At 34.1% G+C, this 23417-nt stretch carries 27 protein-coding genes; 1 reads left to right on the forward strand and 26 read right to left on the reverse strand.

Features of this window, described 5'->3' with window-relative positions; genetic code table 11:
* Nucleotide 1 precedes the first annotated feature (1 nt).
* Nucleotides 2-850: an RNase adapter RapZ gene (gene rapZ / locus K8P03_RS10680; RefSeq protein WP_223420590.1), complete on the reverse strand. Its 849-nt coding sequence runs from the start codon at nucleotides 848-850 to the stop codon at nucleotides 2-4.
* Complete coding sequence (gene murB / locus K8P03_RS10685; protein ID WP_223420591.1) at nucleotides 851-1753, reverse strand: UDP-N-acetylmuramate dehydrogenase; 903 nt, start codon at nucleotides 1751-1753, stop codon at nucleotides 851-853.
* Nucleotides 1754-1890: 137 nt separating this feature from the next.
* Between murB and rpmB the strand changes: the two genes are divergently transcribed.
* Nucleotides 1891-2079, forward strand: a complete 189-nt coding sequence (gene rpmB, locus K8P03_RS10690; protein ID WP_209773937.1) for a 50S ribosomal protein L28 — start codon at nucleotides 1891-1893, stop codon at nucleotides 2077-2079.
* Nucleotides 2080-2194: 115 nt separating this feature from the next.
* Here rpmB and rpe read toward each other — a convergent pair whose 3' ends face one another.
* From rpe to frr, 24 genes are all read right to left on the reverse strand, one after another.
* Nucleotides 2195-2854, reverse strand: a complete 660-nt coding sequence (gene rpe / locus K8P03_RS10695) for a ribulose-phosphate 3-epimerase (protein WP_223420592.1) — start codon at nucleotides 2852-2854, stop codon at nucleotides 2195-2197.
* Nucleotides 2848-3717: a ribosome small subunit-dependent GTPase A gene (gene rsgA, locus K8P03_RS10700; protein WP_223420593.1), complete on the reverse strand. Its 870-nt coding sequence runs from the start codon at nucleotides 3715-3717 to the stop codon at nucleotides 2848-2850. Before rsgA ends, rpe begins: the two co-directional genes overlap by 7 nt.
* The gene (gene pknB / locus K8P03_RS10705) at nucleotides 3717-5648 is read right to left on the reverse strand and encodes a Stk1 family PASTA domain-containing Ser/Thr kinase (RefSeq protein WP_223420594.1); all 1932 of its coding nucleotides are present in this window, start codon (nucleotides 5646-5648) and stop codon (nucleotides 3717-3719) included. Before pknB ends, rsgA begins: the two co-directional genes overlap by 1 nt.
* Before the next feature lie 9 nt (nucleotides 5649-5657).
* Nucleotides 5658-6383, reverse strand: coding sequence for a Stp1/IreP family PP2C-type Ser/Thr phosphatase (locus K8P03_RS10710; protein WP_223420595.1), 726 nt, complete (start codon nucleotides 6381-6383; stop codon nucleotides 5658-5660).
* A 2-nt stretch (nucleotides 6384-6385) separates the two neighbouring features.
* A complete protein-coding gene (rlmN, locus tag K8P03_RS10715; protein WP_223420596.1) occupies nucleotides 6386-7408 on the reverse strand; it encodes a 23S rRNA (adenine(2503)-C(2))-methyltransferase RlmN in 1023 nt (340 codons plus the stop codon).
* Complete coding sequence (gene rsmB, locus K8P03_RS10720) at nucleotides 7401-8687, reverse strand: 16S rRNA (cytosine(967)-C(5))-methyltransferase RsmB (protein ID WP_223420597.1); 1287 nt, start codon at nucleotides 8685-8687, stop codon at nucleotides 7401-7403. The genes rlmN and rsmB overlap by 8 nt, the downstream gene beginning before the upstream one ends.
* Nucleotides 8680-9615 (reverse strand): methionyl-tRNA formyltransferase, encoded by a 936-nt coding sequence (gene fmt, locus K8P03_RS10725; RefSeq protein ID WP_223420598.1) that lies wholly within the window; start codon nucleotides 9613-9615, stop codon nucleotides 8680-8682. The genes rsmB and fmt overlap by 8 nt, the downstream gene beginning before the upstream one ends.
* Nucleotides 9608-10093, reverse strand: coding sequence for a peptide deformylase (gene def / locus K8P03_RS10730; protein ID WP_223420599.1), 486 nt, complete (start codon nucleotides 10091-10093; stop codon nucleotides 9608-9610). The genes fmt and def overlap by 8 nt, the downstream gene beginning before the upstream one ends.
* 85 nt (nucleotides 10094-10178) lie before the next feature.
* Entirely contained in the window at nucleotides 10179-13691 is a 3513-nt protein-coding gene (smc, locus tag K8P03_RS10735; RefSeq protein WP_223420717.1) for a chromosome segregation protein SMC, read from the reverse strand.
* On the reverse strand, nucleotides 13687-14757 hold the full coding sequence (locus tag K8P03_RS10740) for an elongator complex protein 3 (protein ID WP_223420600.1): 1071 nt from the start codon (nucleotides 14755-14757) through the stop codon (nucleotides 13687-13689). Before K8P03_RS10740 ends, smc begins: the two co-directional genes overlap by 5 nt.
* On the reverse strand, nucleotides 14750-15463 hold the full coding sequence (gene rnc / locus K8P03_RS10745) for a ribonuclease III (protein ID WP_223420601.1): 714 nt from the start codon (nucleotides 15461-15463) through the stop codon (nucleotides 14750-14752). The genes K8P03_RS10740 and rnc overlap by 8 nt, the downstream gene beginning before the upstream one ends.
* A complete protein-coding gene (locus K8P03_RS10750; protein ID WP_223420602.1) occupies nucleotides 15463-15687 on the reverse strand; it encodes an acyl carrier protein in 225 nt (74 codons plus the stop codon). The genes rnc and K8P03_RS10750 overlap by 1 nt, the downstream gene beginning before the upstream one ends.
* A complete protein-coding gene (gene plsX, locus K8P03_RS10755) occupies nucleotides 15680-16657 on the reverse strand; it encodes a phosphate acyltransferase PlsX (RefSeq protein WP_223420603.1) in 978 nt (325 codons plus the stop codon). The genes K8P03_RS10750 and plsX overlap by 8 nt, the downstream gene beginning before the upstream one ends.
* A gap of 181 nt (nucleotides 16658-16838) precedes the next feature.
* Complete coding sequence (gene tnpA / locus K8P03_RS10760; RefSeq protein WP_223418082.1) at nucleotides 16839-17309, reverse strand: IS200/IS605 family transposase; 471 nt, start codon at nucleotides 17307-17309, stop codon at nucleotides 16839-16841.
* A 195-nt stretch (nucleotides 17310-17504) separates the two neighbouring features.
* Nucleotides 17505-17684 (reverse strand): 50S ribosomal protein L32, encoded by a 180-nt coding sequence (gene rpmF / locus K8P03_RS10765; protein ID WP_004830014.1) that lies wholly within the window; start codon nucleotides 17682-17684, stop codon nucleotides 17505-17507.
* Nucleotides 17685-17748: 64 nt separating this feature from the next.
* Nucleotides 17749-18942: an acetate/propionate family kinase gene (locus K8P03_RS10770; protein WP_223420604.1), complete on the reverse strand. Its 1194-nt coding sequence runs from the start codon at nucleotides 18940-18942 to the stop codon at nucleotides 17749-17751.
* 64 nt (nucleotides 18943-19006) lie between these two features.
* A complete protein-coding gene (locus tag K8P03_RS10775) occupies nucleotides 19007-19408 on the reverse strand; it encodes a hypothetical protein (protein WP_223420605.1) in 402 nt (133 codons plus the stop codon).
* Complete coding sequence (locus K8P03_RS10780) at nucleotides 19405-19878, reverse strand: PilW family protein (protein ID WP_223420606.1); 474 nt, start codon at nucleotides 19876-19878, stop codon at nucleotides 19405-19407. The genes K8P03_RS10775 and K8P03_RS10780 overlap by 4 nt, the downstream gene beginning before the upstream one ends.
* On the reverse strand, nucleotides 19862-20206 hold the full coding sequence (locus K8P03_RS10785) for a type II secretion system protein (protein WP_223420607.1): 345 nt from the start codon (nucleotides 20204-20206) through the stop codon (nucleotides 19862-19864). The genes K8P03_RS10780 and K8P03_RS10785 overlap by 17 nt, the downstream gene beginning before the upstream one ends.
* Nucleotides 20190-20615: a pilus assembly FimT family protein gene (locus tag K8P03_RS10790; RefSeq protein ID WP_223420608.1), complete on the reverse strand. Its 426-nt coding sequence runs from the start codon at nucleotides 20613-20615 to the stop codon at nucleotides 20190-20192. The genes K8P03_RS10785 and K8P03_RS10790 overlap by 17 nt, the downstream gene beginning before the upstream one ends.
* Nucleotides 20612-21346, reverse strand: a complete 735-nt coding sequence (locus K8P03_RS10795) for a prepilin peptidase (RefSeq protein ID WP_223420609.1) — start codon at nucleotides 21344-21346, stop codon at nucleotides 20612-20614. Before K8P03_RS10795 ends, K8P03_RS10790 begins: the two co-directional genes overlap by 4 nt.
* A gap of 41 nt (nucleotides 21347-21387) precedes the next feature.
* A complete protein-coding gene (locus K8P03_RS11280) occupies nucleotides 21388-21753 on the reverse strand; it encodes a pilin (RefSeq protein WP_317847404.1) in 366 nt (121 codons plus the stop codon).
* 2 nt (nucleotides 21754-21755) lie between these two features.
* The gene (locus K8P03_RS10805) at nucleotides 21756-22856 is read right to left on the reverse strand and encodes a type II secretion system F family protein (RefSeq protein ID WP_223420610.1); all 1101 of its coding nucleotides are present in this window, start codon (nucleotides 22854-22856) and stop codon (nucleotides 21756-21758) included.
* A complete protein-coding gene (gene frr / locus K8P03_RS10810; RefSeq protein WP_223420611.1) occupies nucleotides 22857-23417 on the reverse strand; it encodes a ribosome recycling factor in 561 nt (186 codons plus the stop codon).

Consider the following 23417-nt stretch of genomic DNA (forward strand, 5'->3'; position numbering starts at 1 on the left):
CTTACCACTTATCCTTTTCTCTATGTTTTTTAATTAGTATATAATCGTCATCTTTCATCTTCTCATACATTTTTTCTACCATGTAAACCGACCTGTGTTGGCCACCAGTGCATCCAAAAGCAATGGTAATGATATTCTTCCCCTCTTTAGCATAGGCGGGTAGGAGGCTCTTTATAAGGCCATATACCCTATCTTCAAATTCCTCTATAATATCAAATTGGCTAAGGTAGGCTGCTAATTTTTCGTCTGTGCCGTTTAATTTTTTAAGTTCAGGCACATAGAAGGGATTTGGAATAAATCTCATATCAAAAACAAAGTCAAAGTCAGCACTCACGCCGTACTTATAACCAAAAGATATGAGGTTTATTATCATATTATTAGTTTTATTGCTACTTGACTCTATGACTTGTCTTAGTTCAGCAATTTTGTAATTTGTAGTATCTATTAACTTATCAGAAATATCTCTGATTGGCTTAAGTAATTTCTTTTCCTTTTCAAGCCCATCTGAAACATTGCCGTATTCTCCTAATGGATGTGGCCTTCTTAGCTCGTTATATCTTTTTTGGATAATTTCATCACTAGAATAGATAAAGATTATTTCAGTATCTTCATTGGCTTTTTTTAGACTTTTTATAGATTTATAAATATCATTGTCTACTGAAAATGACCTAAAATCTATAACAACAGCCATTTTTTCTATTGGATTTTTTTGGTATTTATTTAGTTCTATGAATTTTTCCACTAAATAGGCTGGAGCATTATCCATAGCATAGTATCCTAAATCTTCATAGGCCCTTAGGGCTGTTGTCTTGCCTGAGCCAGAAAGACCTGTAATTATCTTTAATTTCATCTATAATTCTCCGACTAATTTTACCTCACGCTCTAAAACAAAGCCTGTTTTCTCCCTTACAATATCTGAAACATGGTTTATGAATTTTAGCATATCCTCACAAGTAGCAGCCTCCCTATTTATAATAAAGCCGCAGTGTTTTTCACTAACTTGACAGTCGCCTTCCCTAAAACCTCTAAGGCCGCATTCGTCAATTAATTTTGATGCATAAGATCCCGTTGGTCTTTTGAAAGTTGAGCCAGCTGACTTTTTATCAAGTGGTTGTTTGGTTTGACGCCTGTTTGTAAAATCCTCATATCTTTCTCTAATCAAATCTTTATCGCCTTTTTCTAGTTTAAACTTAGCACTAACCACTATAAGATTATCATCAAAAATTCTTGAATGTCTGTAAGAAAAATTCATTTCTTCGTTTTTAAATGTATGAAGATTTCCTTCAAAATCAAAGGCCTTAATTTCTACAGCTACGTCCTTGATCTCCCCACCATAGGCACCAGCATTCATAGCCACAGCTCCGCCAACTGAACCTGGTATACCGGAAATTTCTTCCATGCCAGCAAGACCTGCCTCTATCGCTGCAAGACTAGCCTCATTTAAAGATGTACCAGAAAGTGCTGTGAGATAGTCGCCATCAATATCTACTTTGTCAAAATTATCACTAAGGATAATAACACATCCCCTGATACCCTTATCGGATACCAAAAGATTTGATCCCTTGCCCATGACAAAAGTTTCTATCTTGTTTTTGTAATTAAATTTTAAAAGTTCTTCTAATTCTTCTATGGTAGTTGGCCTTGCAAGTACATCTGCCGGACCGCCTATACCAAAAGTTGTATATGTTTTTAAGTCTTTGTTAAAGTCTATTTGACCGAATTTTTTGTTATTATAAAGAGATTTGTAGTCCATAATTTCTCCTTTTTATCTATTTCTTATATACTATACCATTTTGGGATGAAAACTCTCTTAAAAATATTGACTAAAAATTTGTAATTTTCATAAAACTTTGGTAGAATAATAAAGATGAATAAGGAGGAGGTGTAAATATGGCAAGAGCATGCGATATATGTGGCAAAGGTACAGCTTCAGGTAAGTCTGTAACATTCTCACATAGACAAATTAACAGAACTTTTAAAGCAAACGTGCACAAAATAAAAGCTATTGTTGATGGCACTCCAAAAACTATTAACGCTTGTACAAAATGTATTAAAAGTGGAAAAGTAGAAAAAGCTTAAGCTTTTTTAGTTTAGTACTAAATTAAAAATTTTTAAACTGGCCCTGTGGTCAGTTTTTTAATTTAGAAAAAAATAAGCTGGTAGATGAGAAATCCTCATTACCAGCTTTTTCTTTTTATTCGTATTCTTTAAAAATTTCATGATAGGCTTGTATCTGACCACCTATATCTTTTCCGAAAATATCAGAGCCTGATACAATCTCATCCACACCCAGGTCTAAAACTTCCCTTACATTGGTTGTTTTAATGCCGCCATCAACTTGGATTTTAATATCTAAGCCATTTTCATCAATATATTTTCTGTATAGAGTCATTGTGGCCTTGGTCTCTGGCATAAATTTCTGCCCACCAAAACCAGGTCTTACACTCATTACCAAAATCAAATCGATTAGATCAAAATATTCTAAAAGTAATTTTGGATCTGTTTCTGGTTTGGCTGTAAGACCAACTTCCATTCCAGAGTCTTTTATAGCTTTAAGGGTCTTTCTGAGATCTTTGCAGGCTTCATAATGAACAGTAATCCTATCTGAACCCGCTTTTTTAAAGTCATCTATATACCTAATTGGCTCTTCAATCATTAGGTGGGTATCAAAGAAATAATCATTCTTACCCCTAATGTCAGAAATCACCTTAAAGGCAAAGGAAATATTTGGCACAAAAATCCCATCCATAACATCTATATGGAGCATTTCTATGCCCAAACCCTTGGTCTTATCTAAATCGTCTTGTAGGTTTGCAAAATTTGCTGAAAGTAATGATGGGGATAATTTTACCATTTGTTAAGTCTCCTTTGTTTTAATTCTTCAAATAACTGTAAATAATTTTTATAACGTGACTGGGAAATTTTTCCCTCTTCTAGATCTTCTTTGACCCTGCAAGATGGCTCGTTGATGTGGTTGCAATCCTTAAATTTGCAGGCCCTATCCCTTAATTCCACAAAGGTGTTTTTAAGGTCATTTTCATCTTCCAAAAAATCAAAGTCAAAGGAATCAAAGCCCGGAGTATCGAAAATAAAAGTATCCTCACCGAGTTTAAAAATTTCTGTGTGGCGAGTGGTATTCTTTCCCCTCTTTGATTTTTGGCTTATATCTCCAATTTCAATTTCCTTATCAATTAAGTTTGATAAAAAGGTTGATTTGCCAACACCAGACGCTCCTGAAACTGCAGAAGTTTTGCCCTTTAAGATTTCTCTGATTTTTTCTTTTGGAAAATCCTTGTAATTATCAATTAAAATTACTTCATAGCCAATATTTTTATAAATATTAGCCAGTTCTTCTATTTTTTCTTTAGAAGCCAGGTCTATTTTTGTAAGCATAATAGTCACACAAATATTTAAATATTCACACATGGCTAAGTACTTATCAAGATTATAAAGGTTAAGGGGTGGATCGTTTATAGTTACAAAAACCAAAAGCTGGTCAATATTTGCTATATTGGGTCTTTTGATTTCATTTTTCCTAGCAAGTAATCTTGTAATATAAGCCTTAGAATCTTCTAAGACCTCTATTTCAACATTGTCTCCTACCAAAGGCTTTTTGTCCTTTACCCTAAAATTCCCCCTGGCCTTGGCCATATAAACATTGTCCTTAGTGTCTACATAATATAATTCTTTTTGACTTTTAATTATTTTTCCAATCATTAATTAACCTGGTATACTCCGTAAGACTCATCATCAACTAGGACTTCAACGCTTGTTCCAGACATAGACATAAATTTAAGAACTAGGACTCCGTTCTCGTTTAAGTCACTTGCTGTATGGTAATCATTGTAAAGTAGGTCACTCCTATTGCCCTTATTATCAACCTTATAGATTTTGACATTGAAGTTTTCCTTATCAGTTGCAACATTTAACCTAATTTCAACTTCCCTATTAGGACTTGATTTCTTTTCTTCTTCCCCAAGGCTTATTACAAAATCTATTGCTGAATTTTCTGCAACCTCTGTTTCTGCACCAATTGATTGGCTAATGACATGGCCCTTGTCAATACTTGATGAATATTGATAGTCAACATTTCTTACTCTTAAGTGATTATTTCTTGCAGTTGCTATAGCATCCTTCTCAGACATACCAACATAGTTTCCAACCTTTATTATCTCTGTTGTATCTTCTTTTCCAACTGAAATCACAAGATTTATTTCAGTTCCTGATTGAACTTTGGCACCAGATGCTGGTTCCTGCCTAATTACCAAATCTTTATCAACAGTATTTGAATAATCTGTAGATGTTGTACCTATCTTAAGTCCAAGGTCTTTTAAGGTTTCTTCTGCCTGGCTTAGGTTCATATTTTTAAGCTCAGGAACACTTATTTCCCTACCCGATGATATAACAAGGTTTACAATAGTTCCCTTCTTTGCCCTTGTGGATGCATCAGGGTCTTGACTCATGACCTTGCCTTTCTCATATTCATCGCTTTCGGCATTTCTAGCTATATTTGCCCTAAAACCACGTTTTTCAAGTTGTTCAACAGCTTGTTCTTCTGTTAGGTTTACAACTGTTGGCACTTCTATTTCATCTGTAGAATTTCTTGAACTAAAGAAATACACAGCTGCAACTAAGATAAAGGCAAGAAGGGCCAGTGGCCAAATTTTTATAGAAGTTTTTTTCTTTTTCTTTTTATTCTTTTCCTCACCAGTTGATACATAAACTGCTTCCCTATCTTCTTCAATAGGCTCTTGGTAGGATTCTTTTTTTGGAACTACAATCGGAATTCTTGCTGTATCTTCAAAAGTATCCTCACCCTTAACTAGAGATTCGTCATCAAGGGCCTCAATAAGCTCGCTTGCATTTTGAAACCTCTCAGTTGGGTCTTTCTTTAAAAGCTTCATAATTATGTAGTTTAAATGCTTAGATAGATTTGGATTTATCTCCCTTGGAGGAATTGGATCATCTTGTATATGCATAACTGCAATTCCTACAGAATTATCCGCATCGAAAGGCACCCTACCTGTCGCCATTTCATACATGACAGCACCCAAGGAATAAAGGTCAGATTTTAAGTCTACAATCTTACCCTTTGCTTGTTCTGGGGAAATATAATGTACTGTTCCTAAAATTGAGCTAGTATAGGTTATAGTCGCGTTTGATGACACCCTTGCTATACCAAAATCAGTTACCTTACACAAACCATACTTATCAATCAAAATATTTTGTGGTTTGATATCCCTATGAACAATGCCCGAATCATGAGCTGACTTGAGAGCTTGGGCGATTTGGGTTGAATAATCGATAATATCGTGATTTTCAAGGACCTTTTCACGGTCAATCAAATCTTTTAAAGTCTCGCCCTCAACGTATTCCATAACTATATATTGTATTAGCTTGCCATTTAGCATATCCTTGCCTATATCATAAACATTTACAATATTAATATGGGAAAGCTTAGCAGCTGATTGGGCTTCGTTATTAAATTTCTTAGAAAATTCATCATCTTCAGCGTATTGGTCTTTTAAAATCTTGATGGCAACGTACCTATCAAGAAGTCTATCTTTGGCCTTGTAAACCTTGGCCATACCCCCTACGCCTATTTCTTTTATAATCTCATATCTACTGTCTAAAATTATTTTATCCATAATACCCTCTTATAGTAAAATCGTTGTAACAGTAATATTATCCCTGCCACCGTGGTCAATAGCTGCTTCTATCAACTTTGTTGAAATTTGATAGGGATCCTTATTAGCTTTTACTATATCTTTTATCTTATCATCTGTTAATTCGTTTGTAAGCCCATCTGTAACCATCAAAACTATGTCGCCTTCTTCCATATGAAGAGACTTGCTATCAGGATTAATTTTTTCTTCTGTGCCTACAGCCCTAGTTATGGCGGACTTATTTATGAAGTTTTCTGCCTCATCTTCTGTTAAAGAACCACTATCCAAAAGGTCATTTACTAAGGAGTGGTCCCTGGTAAGCTGGCTTAAGGAGTCATTCCTGTAAATATAAGCTCTGGAATCACCCAAGTGGGTTAGGTAATAGACCTTGTTTTTATGGTCTAGGCAAAGGCAAACTACTGTTGTCCCCATTCTTATATCGCCTTCCTCTAAGGATAGCTTATAAATTTCCTCGTTAGCATAGAAAATAGCCTCTTCTTGGAGCTTTATGTATGAGTCGTAATCACTTAAGTTTGCCTCTTTTATGTATTTTATAAAGAGTTTGGCGGCAAGTTTACTAGCAAGGTCACCCTTGCTGTGGCCACCCATTCCGTCAGCGACTATGAAAAAGTCTAAATCTCCCAGGCTAATATTTGAAAATGAGTCTTCATTCTCACTTCTAATTTTGCCAATATTTGTGATTGTGCTAAATTTCATCCTTACCTCGCGTAATTATTTCTTAGTTGGCCACATGAAGCGTCTATATCTTGGCCCATGGACCTCCTAATTGTAGCATTTAGGCCTCTTTTTGTAAGTCTTTCCTTGAAGTCTTCAAGGGCCCTTGCACCTGGTTTTTTATGGTCAAATTCCTCTATTGGATTTAGGGGAATCAAATTTATATGGACATTTTTTCCAAAAAGCAGGTCGTGGAGGTTTTCCACGTCTTCTTTTAGGTTATTAACACCATCTATTACAACATATTCAAAAGAAACCCTACGGCCTGTCTTGTCAAAATAATAATCTGTAGCCTCTATTAGGTCCTTAATTTTATATCTTTTGGCAACCGGCATATAAACAGCCCTTTTTTTATCGTCTGCATAATGAAGACTAAGGGCTAGATTTACGTCAAGGCCAGTGTCTGCCAAATCTTTTATCTTTGGAGCAAGACCTGATGTAGACAAGGTTATAGACCTGTGTGATAGGTTCCTGCCCTTAGGATCTGTAATTATTTCTATAAACTTTTTAATGTTAGAAAAATTATCTAAAGGCTCGCCAATGCCCATTATTACAATATTTGAAATTGGTCCGTTAATTCTTTCTAAAAGATAAACTTCTTCGATTAGCTCTGAAGCTGTCATATTTCTAACCAATCCATTTTTTGTTGATGCACAAAAAGTACAACCCATTCTACAGCCAACTTGGCTTGAAATGCAGATTGTAGACCTATCCTTATAATCCATGTAAACTGCTTCTACTATATTTTTATCAGCAAGTTCCAAAAGGTATTTCTTTGTTGAATCCATTTTTGATTCGAAAGTCTTAAGGACCTTTATTTTATCAAAGTAAAAGTCAGATTTAAGGTCTTCTCGCATCTTTAGTGGCAGGTCGGTCATTTGATCAAAATCATTAATTCTATTGACATGAATTGACCTATAAACCTGCTTTGCCCTAAATTTCTGGTAGGACTTCTCCTTAAATAAGTCTTCGATTTCACCTATTGTCTTATCATTTATACTAATCATTAATTTTCCTAAATTTACTGATGAAAAATCCATCAGTCTTATCTTCAAAACTTTTGTATTCTATAAAATCTTTGCCGTCAATTTGAACCAATTCTAGGTTTTCTTTTCCTAATAGAAATTTAAAATTATCCCTATTTTCAAGTGGACCTATAGTACAGGTTGAATAGACTAAATAACCGCCTTTTTTGACGTATTTTATAGCATTTTCTAGAATCTCTCTTTGAAGGCTTCCTAGCCTTACAATCGTTTCCTTAGTTCTATTATATCGTATTTCGGGCTTTCTTCCTACTACTCCGAGCCCAGAACAAGGAGCATCGATCAAACAATAGTCAAATTTGTTTGAAAAATCTTCTACAAAGCTTGAAGCATCAAAGTTTGTAAGCTTTATATTTTTTAGTCCCAATCTCTCGATATTTTCTAAAATAAGCTTATTTTTAGCCTCTGAAATATCATTCGCAACAATTTCTGCTGTATTTTTTGTATATTCACCAAGGTAGGTAGTTTTTGTACCTGGGGCTGCGCATAAATCTAAAATCCTACTATTTTCATTCGGATCTAAGACCTCAACCGCCTTCATAGATGCCTCTTGCTGGATGGTAAAAAATCCATCCTCAAAAAATCTAGACGCCGCAAGTCCAGCAGGATTTTTAACTATAAGACTATTTTCAGAAATATTTCCTTCTTCTATTTCAAATCCAGAATCTATAAGAAAATTTTTTATATCCTCTTTATTAGTCTTTAAATTATTTACCCTGATAGATAGGTCCTTGATCCTGTCAGCATCCCTCAAAAAAGCCTTGGTGTAGTCCATTCCGTAAAAATCATAGATATATCTAGTAATTTCTTCTGGGAAAGAATACCTGATTGATAGGCTCTTTATGTCGTCTTTTTCATAAATTGTCGCAACTTCCTTTTCGTCCCTAATAAAGGCCCTTAGGATAGCATTGACGAAACCTGTTGACCTCTTATTTTTAGACTTGGTTAGGTCTACAAGTTTATCAACTGTCGCATAGTCCTTAGTTCCTAAAAAGTGAATATTATAAATTCCTATTTCTAGGATTAAGAGCACATTTTTGTGGATTTTCTTAAGCCTGGTGTCAGACAATTTCCTAATCATGTAGTCGATATAGATTTTATTTTCCAAAACCCCATAGACTGTTTTTGTGATTAGAGGAAGGTTATTAGCCCTTCCCGCATAAGTATTTATCATATCTGATGACTTTTGATCTTCATAGATAACGGCTTTTAGAATATTAAAGATTATATCAAGATCAGTCATTTTCTAATACGAAACCCACTTCTATTTCATTTCCCAAAAGGAAAGAAGCTGTATCCATGGCTTTTTTACCAGGAAATTGGATTTTTTCAATCCTAATTGATCCATCTCCTGTTCCTATGACAATTTTATCCTTTTTGTTAGCTGCAAGAATTTCCCCTGGCTTGCCTTTTAAATCTCCTAAACTTGCCTTGTGAACCTTGGCGTTTTGTCCCTTATAGTCAAAAAAGGCCACAGGAAAACCAACCAAAGCTCTAATTTGATCTAAGATTTGGCGGCTTGTTCTATTCCAGTCAATCCTTCCCATTTCCTTATCAATTTTTGTGCAATATGTTGCTTTATCATCATCTTGAACAATCCTATTTTCATAAACTTGGTCAAAATTTAAAAGGGCATCCCTAATAGCTTCTGCACCGATTTTGCCGAGTTTATCTTCTAGGTCAAAATAATCATCACTTGGGTCAATATCCATTTCTCTTTGGATAAGGATATCCCCAGAGTCCATGGCTTTTTCAATTAACATGGCGGTTGCAGCTGTCTTTTCGTCCCCATTTAGGAGGGTAAACTGCATTGGACTTGCTCCCCTGTATAGTGGAAGAAGGGATGGGTGTAAGTTTATTATCCTATCCTTAAAATTATCTAGAAGTATATTTTTTATTAGCTGACCAAAAGCAACTACAACAATGTAGTCGATTTCAAGGTCTTTTAGCATCTTTACAAAGTCTTCAGTATTTACAGAATCTGGTGTTTCTACCCTAATGCCATTGTCTTCTGCGTATTTTTTAACAGGAGTTGGACTAAATTTATTTCTAGACCTCTTCTTGTCTTTTCCTGAAACGACTAACTTTAAATTTATATTTTCATCCTTATAAAGAATATCCAAAGTCTGCAAAGCAAACTTTGGATTACCCATAAAACATATATTAATCATTGATTTCTACCAATTCTTCTGGCTTGTACTCTTCGATATACTTATCCTTAAATAAAATACCGTCGAGATGGTCAATTTCATGGCAAAGAATTACTGCTGGAAAGCCGTGGGCGTCCCAGATCTTTTCCTCTCCATTTTCATCTAAATATTTAACTTTAACATGCTCTGGTCTTTTTACAGTCGCATTAAATTCAGGTATAGAAAGACAACCTTCTACCCCAATTTGTTCTCCGTCTTTTTCAATTATTTCTGGATTTACAAGTTTTACTAGGCTATCTTCCCCATCTCTTGGGTCCACAACAATAACCCTTCTAAGGATACCTACTTGTGGAGCTGCAAGGCCAACCCCATCTGCGTCATACATGGTCTCTGCCATGTCATCTAAAAGGACTCTAATCCTGTCTGTAACTTGATCTACCGGTCTTGAGATCTTTCTTAAAATCGGATCTCCGTCTATTCTTATATTTCTAATTGCCATACTTCCTCCTTTGGAATAATTCCTAGAATTTATCTGCAATTTAATCTTTCTTATCCTTACTATTTTACTAGTTTTAGGCTTTTATTCAATTTTCTCCAAAGCCTATGGAATAAAGCTTTGAGATACCCTCATCATCTATGGTTACGCCGTGGATTTTCTCTGCAAGCTGCATGGTTGTCTGCCTGTGGGTAATCATGATAAATTGGGTCTTGTCTGATAGGCCCTTTAGGTATTCTATATATCTTTTGATATTAGCTTCGTCAAGGGCAGCGTCAATCTCATCAAGGATTGAAAATGGAGCTGGATTTTGCTCAAAAATAGCAAATAAAAGGGCTACTGCTGTGAGGGCCTTTTCTCCACCTGATAATAACGAGATTGACTTTAGGGACTTGCTTGGTGGTTTTGCCTCAATTTCAACCCCTGCTGTCAGGAAGTCTTCGCTATCTAATATTAGCCTTGCATCTCCACCCATGAAAAGAATTTTGAAAATTTTAGTAAAATTCTCATTTATGATAGCAAAGTTTTTTGAAAACTCATCCTTCATTTCCTTTTCAAGTCTTACAATCATCTTTTCAATATCAGATTTTGAATTTTTCAAATCCTCGACCTGAGCTTTTATAAAATTAACTTCCTTATCGATATTATCGAAATCTTCAAGGGCAGTTTCTGTGAAAAATCCTACTTCATTTATCCTTTTTTGGATATCTATTAATTCAGATTTTGTTGGACTTATTTTCTCATCTGCCTTAAATTTCTCAGCCAAATCATCAAGGCTCATTGTTATATAAGGGCTAACCTCATCTTCCAGATTCTTATAATTTTCATTGGCAGAATCAAGTTTATAAGAAATTTTAACCCTCTCTAGATCAAGTTTTTTTATTTCTTCCTCAAACTTTTGATTTTCTTCAATTAATTTGCTATTTTCTCCCTCTCTTTTTGATAGGCTATTCTTTAGGTCAGAAATTGTTTGTCTTAGTTTTTCAGCTTCCTCTTGATAAAGCTTGATTGATTTTTCTAGAGTTTCTGCCTTTTTCTTTGACTCTTCTAGGTCATTTTCTAGATTAGCAAATAGTTTTTCCTGGATTTTTTTGTTTTCCCTAATATCTTCCAATGAATTTTTGATATTGGCCAAGGAATTTTCCAAAAGGCTCTTATCCCTCTTATTTATTTCAAGCTTGTTTGTAAGACTAATGATTTCTTCTTTTAAAATATCAAAAGCCTTAGACTTTTCAGCAAGTTTAGTATTTTGACCTTCAAGGTCTTCCTTAAGGCTAATTTCTTCTGCCTTAAGTCTTTCAATATCAATATCAGATTCCCTTTCTTCATAGTCAGGACCTGATCCATCAAGGTCTGTCCTCTGCTGGCTAAGAGATTCTATCTTTAACCTCAATCTTTCAATGTCGCTTGTAAGGTCTTTTCTCTTATTTTCTTTATCTTCAAAATCTTGTTTTAGACCTAATAAGTCATTTTTCTTAGAGCCTAAATCTTGGTTTATTTCAGAAATTCTTTTTTCAAAATCTTTTTGTTTTACATTTAAGTTATTTATCGAATTTTCTAAATCACTTAGTTTTTTCTTCCTATTTAAAAGATTGGTTGATGAACGTTTATTTTTATTTGTTCCTGCAACCATTGATCCCCAAGTGTTGATTATATCAAGGTTTAAACTTATTATCCTGTAACCTTTTATCTTTTTAGATAAAGAAATAGCATCATCTATATCTTTTACAACCACAGTTGATCCCAAAAAGTGACCAATAATACTTGTTAATTTGGGATCATAGGCTACAAGCTCATAGGCCATGGCTATAACTTCAGGCTCTCTAGGTCTTTCTTTCAAGAATGAATTTATAGAATCAATTGGTAAAAAGGTTAGCCTGCCTAGCCTTTCCCTATTTACAAAATTAATTAATTCTCTGGTGTCTTCCTTTGTCCTTGTTACTATATTTTGAAGGCCTGAGCCAATCAGAGTGTCAATTATTTCCTCATAAGAATTTTTTACCGAAATCAAATTGGCAAGAGTATCTAAATAAAAACCTCCAAGCCCATTTATCTTTGTCTTCTTAAGAAAATCTTGGACTGGGTAAAAATATCCCTGGTTATTATCCAAGAGGTTCTTTTCGATTTTGTAATCAGAAAGGAGGGACTTTAGGTCTAATTTTAGATTATTTAGGTTAGAGATTGACCTATCTAATTCTTCATTTGCCTTATTTATAGCCTCAGCAAGATTCTTTGTTTTTTCTTTTAGATCTAATATTTCACCATCAAGGATTTTCTCAGCTGACCTTAGAGACTCGTATTCTTTTTCAAGTTGAGCTATTTCTAAGTCAAGCTTTTCTATTCTTTGCCTTTTCTCTTCAAGGTCTTTTTTTCTTTTTTCATCTATGATAGCCCTTGATTTTTCAAAGACTTGATAGTCTAAAATCTTAGCCTTAACTTCTTCATAGGCTATTTTTTCCTTGAAGATTTCATCATTTAAGGATTTTATTTCCTTTTCTAATCTGTCCCTAGTTTCTTTTTTGATTTTCAAATCATTTTCGATTTCAAGGATAGATTTTTCTATTTGACCAAGGCTATCTTCCTTTTCCTCTAATTCCTTTGAATCTTTACTAAAATTAGTCTCAAGACTTGATAAGACATCAGCAATTCTCGCCCTATCTTTTTCGTCATAATCGAGTTTTTGCTCATTTAATTTTAGGCTTGAGTGAGCCTTTTCTATATTTTTCTCATAGGAAGAAAGGCTCGCCAAAAGATTTTCAAGCCTTTCCTTATCGAGGTCGTAGTCTTTTTTGAAGGGACTGAGCTTTTCTTTTATTTCTAAATTTTGACTTTCTAGAGTCTTTATATTTTCATCAATATCTCTAATTTGATTTTTTAGATTATCTCTCTTTTTAATTAGGTCATAGGACTTGTTTTTTAGATAAAAAAATGACTTTTTATTTATTTCTTCAGTCAAATCCCTGTGCTTTAGGTAATTTTCCTTGTAGGTCTTAAATAAATTGTAGTCTTTTTTCTTATATTCGAGTTCCTTCTCTATTATTTCAAGGTCATCATTAACAGACTCTAATTTTTTGCTAGCTTCATCACGCCTATACTTGTGCTTAGAAATACCAGAAGCTTCTTCAAATATAGCTCTCCTATCCTTAGGAGAAGACATAATTATCTCATCAATCCTGCCCTGGCCAATTATGGAATAGCCTTCCTTACCAACGCCGGTGTCAAAAAATAATTCCCTAATATCCTTAAGCCTGACTCTCTTGTCATTTATTTTATATTCATTTTCCCCAGACCTATAAATCCTACGAGTGATAGCGACCTTGTCATAAGGAATGTCGAGCTTCTTATTTTCATTAGAAAAATTAAGCTTAACTTCAGCTATATTCATGGAGCTTTTTGCCCCTGTAAAGATAACATCCTTCATATTAGCCCCACGAAGGCTTTTTACGGATTGTTCTCCCAAAACCCACCTTACGGCGTCAGAAATATTAGACTTACCTGACCCATTTGGACCAACAACTGCTGTTATCTGGCTATCAAATTTTATTGTTGTTTTTTCAGCAAAGGACTTAAAACCTTTAAGCTCTATACTTTCTAGTCTAATTTAAATCACCACCGTACTTTTTTTCTACATAGGATTTTGTAAATGCTTTTAAATCCAAATCAATTTTTTTAGATTCATTTTCCAAATAAAAATCAAGGTCATTTACAAAGGCCATTTTAATCTTGTATTTGTCGTAAAAATATTTCTTGTTAGATTTTTTATTACCTGCTATCAAAGAAATATCCTTAGCTTTTGCATGGATAAGGACATCTCCCCTTATATTTTCACTCTTAATAATTTCTTCAAGGTAGAGCCTATAAATATAAGCCTCCACAAGCTGCCTCATAGCGGCATGGAAAGGTCCTGCGACCACATCTCTTCCTTCATTAATGTTTTCTGTTGGCTGAAGACCAATCCTAATTACATTAATATCCTTATATTCAAATATCATTAGGATTTCCGCAGAAATTTCTACCGCCTCCTCAAGGCTTAGAGGCTGGTAGAGACCTGCTTGGTAGAGTTTTTCAAGCTTAGTATCCTTTATAACTAGGGTTGGGTAAATCCTAGCTATATCTGGTTTTATTCTCGCTGATTCAAGAGCAGTTGCAAGAATTTTTTCCCTATCATCTTTATATAAACCCGGCATAATTTGATGGCCCAGAGTAAAGCCATAATCTTTTATGAGTTTACTTGCCATTTTTGAATCAAGGGCAGAGTGGCCCCTCTCATTTGCGCAAAGGACTTCGTCGTCAAAGGACTGGATACCAAGTTCAATCGTGTCTACCTCATAGGCCTTTAAAGTATCTAGAATGGAATTATTTATATAATCAGGCCTGGTTGAGAGTCTGATTCTATCAATAATGCCCTTCTTTTTGTAGTCTCCTGCAATTTTCAAATAAGAAACCATAGTTTCATAGGGAAGGCCTGTAAAAGATCCGCCATAAAAAGCAATTTCTTTTCTACTTTCTTTATCTTTAAAATAAGACAAATAATCTTCTACCTGCTTTCTAATAGAGTCATCATCCGCCTTGTCTTTGTAATTTGTAATTTTTACCTGGTTACAAAAGGCACAATCATGTGGGCAACCCAAAAAGGGTATGAAAATAGGAATAATTTGTCTAGTCATTATCGATCAACTCGCAAGCGGCCTTAGCAGCCATCTGTTCTGCTGTTTTTTTATTTTTCCCACAACCTTGGGCTAGGGGTCTGTTTCCAAGCCTTACTTCCATGGTGAAAGTCTTATCGTGCTCTGGTCCTTCTTCCTTGATTAATTCATAAGAAAGATTCTTCTTGCTGTGGGTATTGTAATATTCCTGAAGCCTAGTTTTGTAATCTAAGAACATTGAATCATCGTTTATAATTTCTAAGACTTCTTCCCTATAATTATCCCTAAGAAATTGAAAAAGTCTCTCATATGAAGAATCCAAATATATTGCCGCACACATAGCCTCAAAAGTGTCTGCTTTTACATGTTTTTTAAGCTTGCCGCCTTGTTTTTTCTCTCCCATGCCAAATCTTAAATATTTTGTTAGGTCAAATTTTTCGCTGGCCTTGGCAAAAGAATCTGTACACACAATCCTAGACCTAGTCCTAGTTAGCCAACCTTCAGGTTTCTCCTTGTAAGATTTGAAAAGATATTCGCTTACAACCATATCAAGGACAGTATCCCCCAAAAATTCAAGTCTTTCGTTGGATTTAGTCTTTACTCTCGCTTCATTTGTGAAGGATGAATGAGTAAAGGCTACATCTATCAATGCCTTGTCATTGAAGCTGTAGCCTATACTTTTTTCAAATTCTTCGATTTTTTCTAGTCTATCTTTTGACAAAGACATTAGTTTTTACTTTCTATTAAACTTACTATATCTGAAAGAGTTTCGATTTCGTCGAGCTCCTCATCAGTAAATTCTATATCGAATTCTTCTTCAATAACCATGATAAAATCAACTAGGTCGATTGAATCGATATCCATATCGGAAATTTTGCCTTCAAAATCTAGGTCTGAAGTATCGATATCAAGATTTTCTTCTGCTAGTTTTACTAATTGTTCTCTAATCATTTAATTCTCCTTGTATTTTGTTTATAACATCCATATTTATATATTCAATGAGTCCTAAAATGGCATTTGAAATCGCTATATCGTTTGAATTGCCGTGGGCTTTATACACATAAGACTTTACCCCTAGTAGTGGGACACCACCAATATTTTGCGAGCTAAACTTGCCCATAGATTTTGATAAATCATCCTTGATAGCAAGGGCAGCAAGCTTATTCTTAAAGGACTTATAAAAAATATCCTTCATTTGGGATTTAAAGATTGAAATGACACCTTCAGCAGTTTTTATAGCAATATTTCCTGCAAAACCGTCTGCCACAATGACGTTAACCTTACCTGTAAAAAGGTCTCTGGCCTCTACATTGCCCACAAAATTGACTTTTGAATTAGTCAAAAGCTCATAGGCTTCCTTGGTAAGCTTATCTCCCTTGTGACTTTCTACCCCAACATTTAAGAGTCCAACCTTTGGGTTTTCAATATGGATAACATTTTCCAAAAATACCTTACCCATGATTGCAAATTCTTCAAGGTAGGCTGGCTTACAATCCATATTTGCTCCCGAATCCATTAACAAGGTTGGTTCTCCTATACTTGGAAGGGGTGCAGCGAGCGTTGGTCTATCTATGCCATCAATTCTTTTTGAAATAAAGATTCCTCCAGCCAAGATGCCTCCAGTAGATCCTGCCGATAAAAGTCCATCGTAGCCTTCTTCCTTTAGTTTATTATAGGCTAAAACCAGGGAAGCATCTTTCTTTCTCCTGATGGCTCTTACAGGGTCTTCATCATTTGAAATATATTCGTCAGTGTGGATTATTTCGTAATCTTTGATTTTCCCATCGATTAGCTTTTCTATTTCTTTTTCATTTCCAACAAATACAGGTATAAAATCTTTTTGTTTTAAGGCTAGGATTGCCCCATCAACAAGGACTTTACTTCCCTCATCTGCGCCAAATGTATCAATTAATATTTTCATAAAATTCCCCTTCTAATTTAATATATTATACTATAAGAAGTTAAATTTCCATAATCAAAACTACCAGCTTAGCTGGTAGTTTGTGCAGCGCCTATAAGGCGCGAATACCGGCACGCCCCTATTGGGGCTCCGAATATTCCATCACATGCACCACTATCCCAACTACTGCTGAAGCAGTTTTTTATTTGTTTTTATTTACTGACTCTCCCGTAAACGGGTCATGGTATTCTTTTATACTTATTTGGTCAGCATAATAATCTTCTTTTAATTGATTTTGTATATATTCTTTTATTTTCTTTTCATTTCTGCCTACAGTATCTACATAGTATCCTCTACACCAAAAATGTCTGTTTCCATATTTATATTTTAAGTTGGCATGTCTATCGAATATTATCAGCGAACTTTTTCCTTTTAAATATCCCATTATTTGTGATATTGAATATTTTGGTGGTATTTCTACCAACATATGGACATGATCTGGGCATAACTCTGCTTCTATTATGTTTACTCCTTTTCTTGAACATAATTCTCGAAGTATGCTTCCTATATCTTTCCTTAGTTGTCTATATATTACTTGTCTTCTATATTTTGGCGCAAAAACTATATGATATTTGCATCTCCAGCTTGTATGTGATAAAGTATTTTTATCCATGATTACCTCCTTGTTTAATTGTGCATGTGACTATCACAATTATACTTTAAGGAGGTTTTCTTGGTGCTTGAAGCTAAAGCTAAATCCCTCCACCTGCATAGCAGGTGGTTTTTTGTTTCGCTCTCTTTCGTTCGCTCAACTCACTAAAGTGGACAAAAAAAGAGTCTGTTGCTTGGCAACAAACTCCTTTAATAACTATTGTTCATCAATTACTGCTACGCCTTTGTATTCCCCACAGGATGGGCAAACTCTGTGTGGTAATTTCATTTCGTGGCAATTTGGACACTCAACATAGTTTGATCTGTTCAAAGTATAAGCTGAGGCTCTTCTTTTATTTTTTCTTGTTTTTGATGTTCTTCTTTTTGGTACTGCCATCTTTGACACCTCCTCTTATCAGTTTTAGCAATCTTTAATATTATATAAGCAATTTTCTTTATTGTCAAGCTTCTACGAGAGATTTTGTATCACGAGCGATCATTAATTCTTCGTTTGTAGCTATAACCATGATTTTAACCTTAGAATCATCAGTAGAAACTACATGGCAACCACCGCGTACATTGTTCTTTTCTGGGTCGATTTTGATTCCAAATTGTTCGAAACCTTCCATGATATCTTCTCTCATTGGAATAGAGTTTTCACCGATACCGCCTGTAAATACTATAGCATCGCATGAGCCAATTTCTGCCATGTATCCAGCAATATATCTCTTAACTCTTGTTACAAACATATCAAGGGCTGCTTGAGCTCTTTCGTTGCCTTCTTTTGCTGCACTTTCAAGGTCTCTAAAGTCGCTTGATACGCCAGAAACTCCTAGTACACCAGATTCTTTATTTAGAACATTTTCCATTTGATCTGGAGATAAGTTATCTTTTTTCATTATATAGGTTACAGCTGAAGGATCCATGTCACCAGATCTTGTACCCATTACAAGGCCTTCAAGTGGAGTAAGTCCCATTGATGTATCATAAGATTTACCATTTTTAACTGCACATATAGATGAACCGTTACCTAGGTGGGCAGAAATTATATTTAAATCTTTTACATCCTTGCCAAGGGCTTCTGCTGTTTTATTAGTAATAAAGTTGTGGCTTGTTCCGTGGAAGCCGTATTTTCTAATAGCGTCTTCTTCGTAGTATTTATAATCTATACCATATAGATAAGTTCTTTTTGGCATAGTTTGGTGGAAGGCTGTATCAAATACTGCTACGTTTTTAACATTTGGTAATAGTTTTTCGCACGCTTCTAGACCCATAAGGTTGGCTGGATTGTGTAGTGGAGCAAATTTTTGATATTCTACTATAGCTTCTCTTACTTCTTTGTCTATAAGAGCTGATTTTGTTATCTTTTCTCCACCGTGGACAACCCTATGTCCTACAGCATCAATTTCTTCAAGGCTTGCTATTACACCGTTGTCTTTGTCAACTAGGGCATCAAAAACATGTGAAACCGCTTCTGTATGGTCTTTCATATTTTCTTCTATTATATATTTATCATCACCCTTTTCTTGGATAAGTTTTGAGCCTTCAATGCCGATTCTTTCAACAAGACCCTTTACCATTACTTCTTCATTATCCATATCAAACAATTGATATTTAAGTGATGATGAACCACAGTTAATTACTAATACTTTCATTTTTCCTCCAATTTATTTTCTAAATTTCTATAATCATTATACCGTAAATGTTTTTTTGGCAATCTTAATAAATCTTCTTATAAAGGATTTTAAGCTCCTTTTTTTCATCTTCTTTATATTTTAAAATAGCCTGGCTAATTGAGCCTTGATATTTGGCTGTTATAGATAAAACTTTTGCATTTTTTTCTTCATTAAGCTCTATTTTTGAATCTCCTCTGTCTATTTTAAAGTCTGACTTGTGTTCAAATGCCTTTATTATCTTATTATCATTTAGATTAGTCTTTACATGCCCTTCTTCTATTAGGATGTTTAATAAGGATTCCGCCTCATACATGGCAATTTTTTTGTTATAAAGAGCCTGGCTGGTATCAAAATTTGTTTCATTTTCCTTGTAGATAAAGGTAATTGTAAGTCCAAAAAGTAAGAGAATTAGCAAAACATAGATACTTATAAAGGCCTTTTTCATAATTTTTTGTCTCCTACATAGATTGCCGTCTCAAAATTATACTTGTCATTTTTGCTAGATAATTCTATCTTTATTAATTTGCTAGCTTCATCATAATCAAGCTTAATCTCTCCACATTCACTTATTCTATTTGCCTTTCCATAGCTATCTTTTGCTACATCTGACCTATGGATATAAAGAAAACCGTTTTTAGAGTAAAAATAAAAACTCGTTTCTTTATTAAGATCATTATAAATATATCCAGTAAAATTTGAATCTCCATGATTTTCTTTTTTAATCTCATGGCTCATCCTTATAGTTGTATCTATGAAAGCCAAGCCTGTATAGGCTTCCTTGTATTCTTTTTCATCCGAATAAGACCTATTTAAAGTGTTAATATTAAGTGAAAACAAATTTGATAAAACAAGGACCAAAAAAGAAATTATAGCAAGGCTTATGATAAGTTCTATTAAGCTAAATCCCTTCTTCATTATAGGCCTCAATCAATTCAAAACTCATGTCTCCAAAACTCGCCCTAATCTTTTTATAAGTCTTATCAAGGCCTGTGTTTTTGTATTTTTCTATGCTTATATTTATATTTTTCCCATTTATTTCTTCTATATAATTACCAATTTTTTTATTCCTACTTGTTTCTATTGCCTCTTGCAAAACAAAAGAAGTATCAGCTGTATCTTTGGCTTTCCTTGAAAGGCCAAGATTTGTCCCTAGTGAAGGCAGTAAAAATAGGCCTATCATACTTAAAAGTAGGATAGCAAAAAGCACTTCTATTAAAGAAAAGGCCTTACTTGTTTTTTTCACTTAGGTAACCTCCTATAGGTTCGATGGTAAAATTCCATCTGATATTAGGATCTTTTCTAGAAACAAAATCTAAATTATATCCTTCCTTATTTTTTTTTGAGCTAACATAAGAATTTTGAGCAAAGGTGATCGTTTCTGTATTTAAGTGCTTTATGTATTTCAAATCTCTAGTTTTTTCCTTATAACCACTTAATATGTATCCAGAATCAGTAAATTTTATAAAGTTTATAGTCCCTGATGATAGTGATAAATCTCTCAAGTAAGAATAATCATCAACAAAGGTCTGTATTTCATTTTTTGCACCAATCTTATCAATTATCGAAAACTTTAAAGTTAAAACTCCAAAGCTAATACTAATTATTGTTAAAACCACAATTAATTCTATTAGAGTAAATCCACGTCTTTTCATAGGTAGTCCTTAAAAAATAAAACAAGTAAAAATCCGATTGAAATAGCTGGACAAAGAGCTATAGCCCCCTTCAAGGATCTCTGCCTGATGGCTTTTATAATCGCAAAGCCTGCTCCAACCCAAATTGAAAATAGGATAAAACATGGGATTAGTGAATTTTCTAAAAAACAAAATAAGCCCAAGTAAAAAAATAAATCCCCATCACCTAGTCCGCCCTTGGAAACCCATCTAATGAGCAAAAATCCTAGGCTGAAAATAATACTATAGGCTAAAAATTTTAGGTTAACAGATAAGAATATCAACCTATAAATGAAAGCCAAAATCAAAAGCACTTTTAGGTCCCTATCGTATATTTCCATGTATTTGTAATCTGTAAATGAAATTAAAAGACAAAGACTTAGGCCGAGTGCGATAAAAATCCCCTCAAAAAATCCATAATAAAAAAAGGCAAAAACAAAGCCGAGGCCTCCTAAAATTTCTAGTAAGACCTTGTCTATAGAAATTTTTTCCCCACAGCACCTAGTCCTTCCCCTTAATAAAATAAAGGAAAAAACTGGAAGTAAGTCTCTTTTTAAAATTCTTTTTCCGCAATAGTCGCAAAAAGAAGGCGGGGAAAGGATTGATATTCCTTCTTCTCGCCTATAAACCAAGGCTCCTATAAAAGATCCAATAGAAGCTCCTAGCATGAATATTAAGAAAATTATTATAATTATTTCTAATTTGATTTCCATTTGTACTATTTTGATTTAATAAGATTTTACTTATTTAAAACCTAATCAAAGGCCTCTTCATCTGGTGTTACTGTCAATTCTTTAGTTAAATGTTTATAGATGACATTATATGATGATTTATCAGTTGTCTTTAATTCTTTTGGAACATCAGGCCATTTTTCAACATAATCTATGTGACTTTTGCTACTTTTTGCAGTATTATCAGGCCAATTAAAATCCTCATCCTTTTCTAGAATCTTCATCCTAGCTGCAGACTTCAACATCTGAACATTTGCCTTATGGGCTGTAACTGCAGCATTTAATCTTGAAACATTATATTTTGGTATAGCAATAGCCGCCAAAATTCCTAAGATGGCTATTACAATTATTAATTCAATTAAGGTAAATCCTTGTCTTTTTTTCTTCATCTTTACACTCCACTTAATCCATTTATAGAATCGAACATCGGTATAGAAACAGAAAACACAACAAAAGCTACGAGTAGACCCATTATTATGATCAAAACTGGTTCAGCAAGGCTGGTTAGCCTTTTAATCTTAAATATGTATTCATTAGCAAAATATTCGTTGGCTTTTTTCATTGTGACATCAAGCTTTGAGGTCTCTTCCCCAATTTCAACCATAGAAATTAACAAAGGTGAGAAAACTCCCGCATTCTTAAAAGCCTCACTTAGGCTCACTCCCTTATTCACTTCATTTTTAATTCCAAGCAGACATTCCTTTACATAAGTATTTTTAAAGGAATCTGCCAGTATATCAAAGGAATAGATAGTTTCTATATCCCCTCTTTTTAGGATATAATAAATTGATGTCAATTGGTATTCGACTCTTAACCTATTGATTTCCCAAAATGGTCCCTTGGTAAAAATAAATTTATCAATCATTACCCTTCTTTTATAATTTGTCCTTAATAGTAAATAAACCAAGACAAATAAGGTAATAAAAAGGAAAATCACTAGGTGGTATTCAGCAAAAAAGTTCGATATGGCTAGCATTATCCTTGTAGGAAGGGGCAAGACCATGTCAGAACTTTTAAAAATTTCAATAAAACTTGGCATGACAAATTTAATGATTGCAATAATAACTAGGATACTTACAATGAGTACTAAGATTGGGTAGGTCATGGCTTGCTTAACTGTGGATTTATTTTTACTTTCTTCAAAAATAAAATCTGACAAATCCTTTAAAATTTTTCCCAAAGAACCTGTATTTATCCCAGTTCTAATAAAGGCAAGGACTAGGGGTGAAAAATAATCTTTTGCTTGATAAAAAGCCTCATAGGTCTCAAGTCCCCTATCAAGGCCATCTTTTATTAGCCTTACTGCTCTACCAACCCTCTTATCTGGTCTCTGCCTTAGGATAATATTTAAGCTATCATATAAACTTATGCCTGAATTTAAAAGCAAGGATAGCTCGCTTAGAAACAAGGACATAGTCCTAGAATCTATCTTCTTAGGTCCTATGTCCTTATTTAAAATACTTACTATCCTGTTAAGATTTTCCCTATTCAATTAAACATTCATTAATTCTTTGTTCTTTTTCTCAGCTAATTCTTCGATAGTTTTAATGAATTTATCGGTGATTTTTTGGATTTCATCTTCAAGTGTGTATCTATCGTCTTCTGTAACATCACCTGATTTTTCAGATTTTTTAACCTCATCCATAGAATCACGTCTTACATTTCTTACTACTATTTTTGCATCTTCTGCATAGGTGTTTACTTCTTTGGTGTATTCTTTTCTTCTTTCTTCTGTTAGGGCAGGGAAAGGAAGTCTTATGATTTCACCGTCGTTACCTGGAGTGATACCTATATTTGACTTAAGAATCGCTTTTTCAATTGGTCCAATATTATTTTTATCCCATGGCTTGATTACAAGTAGTCTTGCTTCTGGGATTGATATTGTAGCAGCTTGGTTGATTGGTGTTTCTGTTCCATAATAAGAGAAAGTTATACCATCAAGGATTGCTTCTGTTGCTCTGCCAGCCTTGATTGTAGATATTCTTCTTTCAAAAGAATCTACAGCTTTTTTCATTCCATCATTTGCGTCTTTTTTTATTTGTTCGTATAGCAT

The organism is Anaerococcus murdochii, assembly GCF_019957155.1.
GTDB classification, from domain to species: domain Bacteria; phylum Bacillota; class Clostridia; order Tissierellales; family Peptoniphilaceae; genus Anaerococcus; species Anaerococcus murdochii.

Coding starts and splice junctions, on each gene's coding strand:
- rapZ (WP_223420590.1), bottom strand. CDS start 850: ATGAAATTAAAGATAATTACAGGTCTTTCTGGCTCAGGCAAGACAACA.
- murB (WP_223420591.1), bottom strand. CDS start 1,753: ATGGACTACAAATCTCTTTATAATAACAAAAAATTCGGTCAAATAGAC.
- rpmB (WP_209773937.1), top strand. CDS start 1,891: ATGGCAAGAGCATGCGATATATGTGGCAAAGGTACAGCTTCAGGTAAG.
- rpe (WP_223420592.1), bottom strand. CDS start 2,854: ATGGTAAAATTATCCCCATCATTACTTTCAGCAAATTTTGCAAACCTA.
- rsgA (WP_223420593.1), bottom strand. CDS start 3,717: ATGATTGGAAAAATAATTAAAAGTCAAAAAGAATTATATTATGTAGAC.
- pknB (WP_223420594.1), bottom strand. CDS start 5,648: ATGGATAAAATAATTTTAGACAGTAGATATGAGATTATAAAAGAAATA.
- K8P03_RS10710 (WP_223420595.1), bottom strand. CDS start 6,383: ATGAAATTTAGCACAATCACAAATATTGGCAAAATTAGAAGTGAGAAT.
- rlmN (WP_223420596.1), bottom strand. CDS start 7,408: ATGATTAGTATAAATGATAAGACAATAGGTGAAATCGAAGACTTATTT.
- rsmB (WP_223420597.1), bottom strand. CDS start 8,687: ATGACTGATCTTGATATAATCTTTAATATTCTAAAAGCCGTTATCTAT.
- fmt (WP_223420598.1), bottom strand. CDS start 9,615: ATGATTAATATATGTTTTATGGGTAATCCAAAGTTTGCTTTGCAGACT.
- def (WP_223420599.1), bottom strand. CDS start 10,093: ATGGCAATTAGAAATATAAGAATAGACGGAGATCCGATTTTAAGAAAG.
- K8P03_RS10740 (WP_223420600.1), bottom strand. CDS start 14,757: ATGACTAGACAAATTATTCCTATTTTCATACCCTTTTTGGGTTGCCCA.
- rnc (WP_223420601.1), bottom strand. CDS start 15,463: ATGTCTTTGTCAAAAGATAGACTAGAAAAAATCGAAGAATTTGAAAAA.
- K8P03_RS10750 (WP_223420602.1), bottom strand. CDS start 15,687: ATGATTAGAGAACAATTAGTAAAACTAGCAGAAGAAAATCTTGATATC.
- plsX (WP_223420603.1), bottom strand. CDS start 16,657: ATGAAAATATTAATTGATACATTTGGCGCAGATGAGGGAAGTAAAGTC.
- tnpA (WP_223418082.1), bottom strand. CDS start 17,309: ATGGATAAAAATACTTTATCACATACAAGCTGGAGATGCAAATATCAT.
- rpmF (WP_004830014.1), bottom strand. CDS start 17,684: ATGGCAGTACCAAAAAGAAGAACATCAAAAACAAGAAAAAATAAAAGA.
- K8P03_RS10770 (WP_223420604.1), bottom strand. CDS start 18,942: ATGAAAGTATTAGTAATTAACTGTGGTTCATCATCACTTAAATATCAA.
- K8P03_RS10775 (WP_223420605.1), bottom strand. CDS start 19,408: ATGAAAAAGGCCTTTATAAGTATCTATGTTTTGCTAATTCTCTTACTT.
- K8P03_RS10780 (WP_223420606.1), bottom strand. CDS start 19,878: ATGAAGAAGGGATTTAGCTTAATAGAACTTATCATAAGCCTTGCTATA.
- K8P03_RS10790 (WP_223420608.1), bottom strand. CDS start 20,615: ATGAAAAGACGTGGATTTACTCTAATAGAATTAATTGTGGTTTTAACA.
- K8P03_RS10795 (WP_223420609.1), bottom strand. CDS start 21,346: ATGGAAATCAAATTAGAAATAATTATAATAATTTTCTTAATATTCATG.
- K8P03_RS11280 (WP_317847404.1), bottom strand. CDS start 21,753: ATGAAGAAAAAAAGACAAGGATTTACCTTAATTGAATTAATAATTGTA.
- frr (WP_223420611.1), bottom strand. CDS start 23,417: ATGCTATACGAACAAATAAAAAAAGACGCAAATGATGGAATGAAAAAA.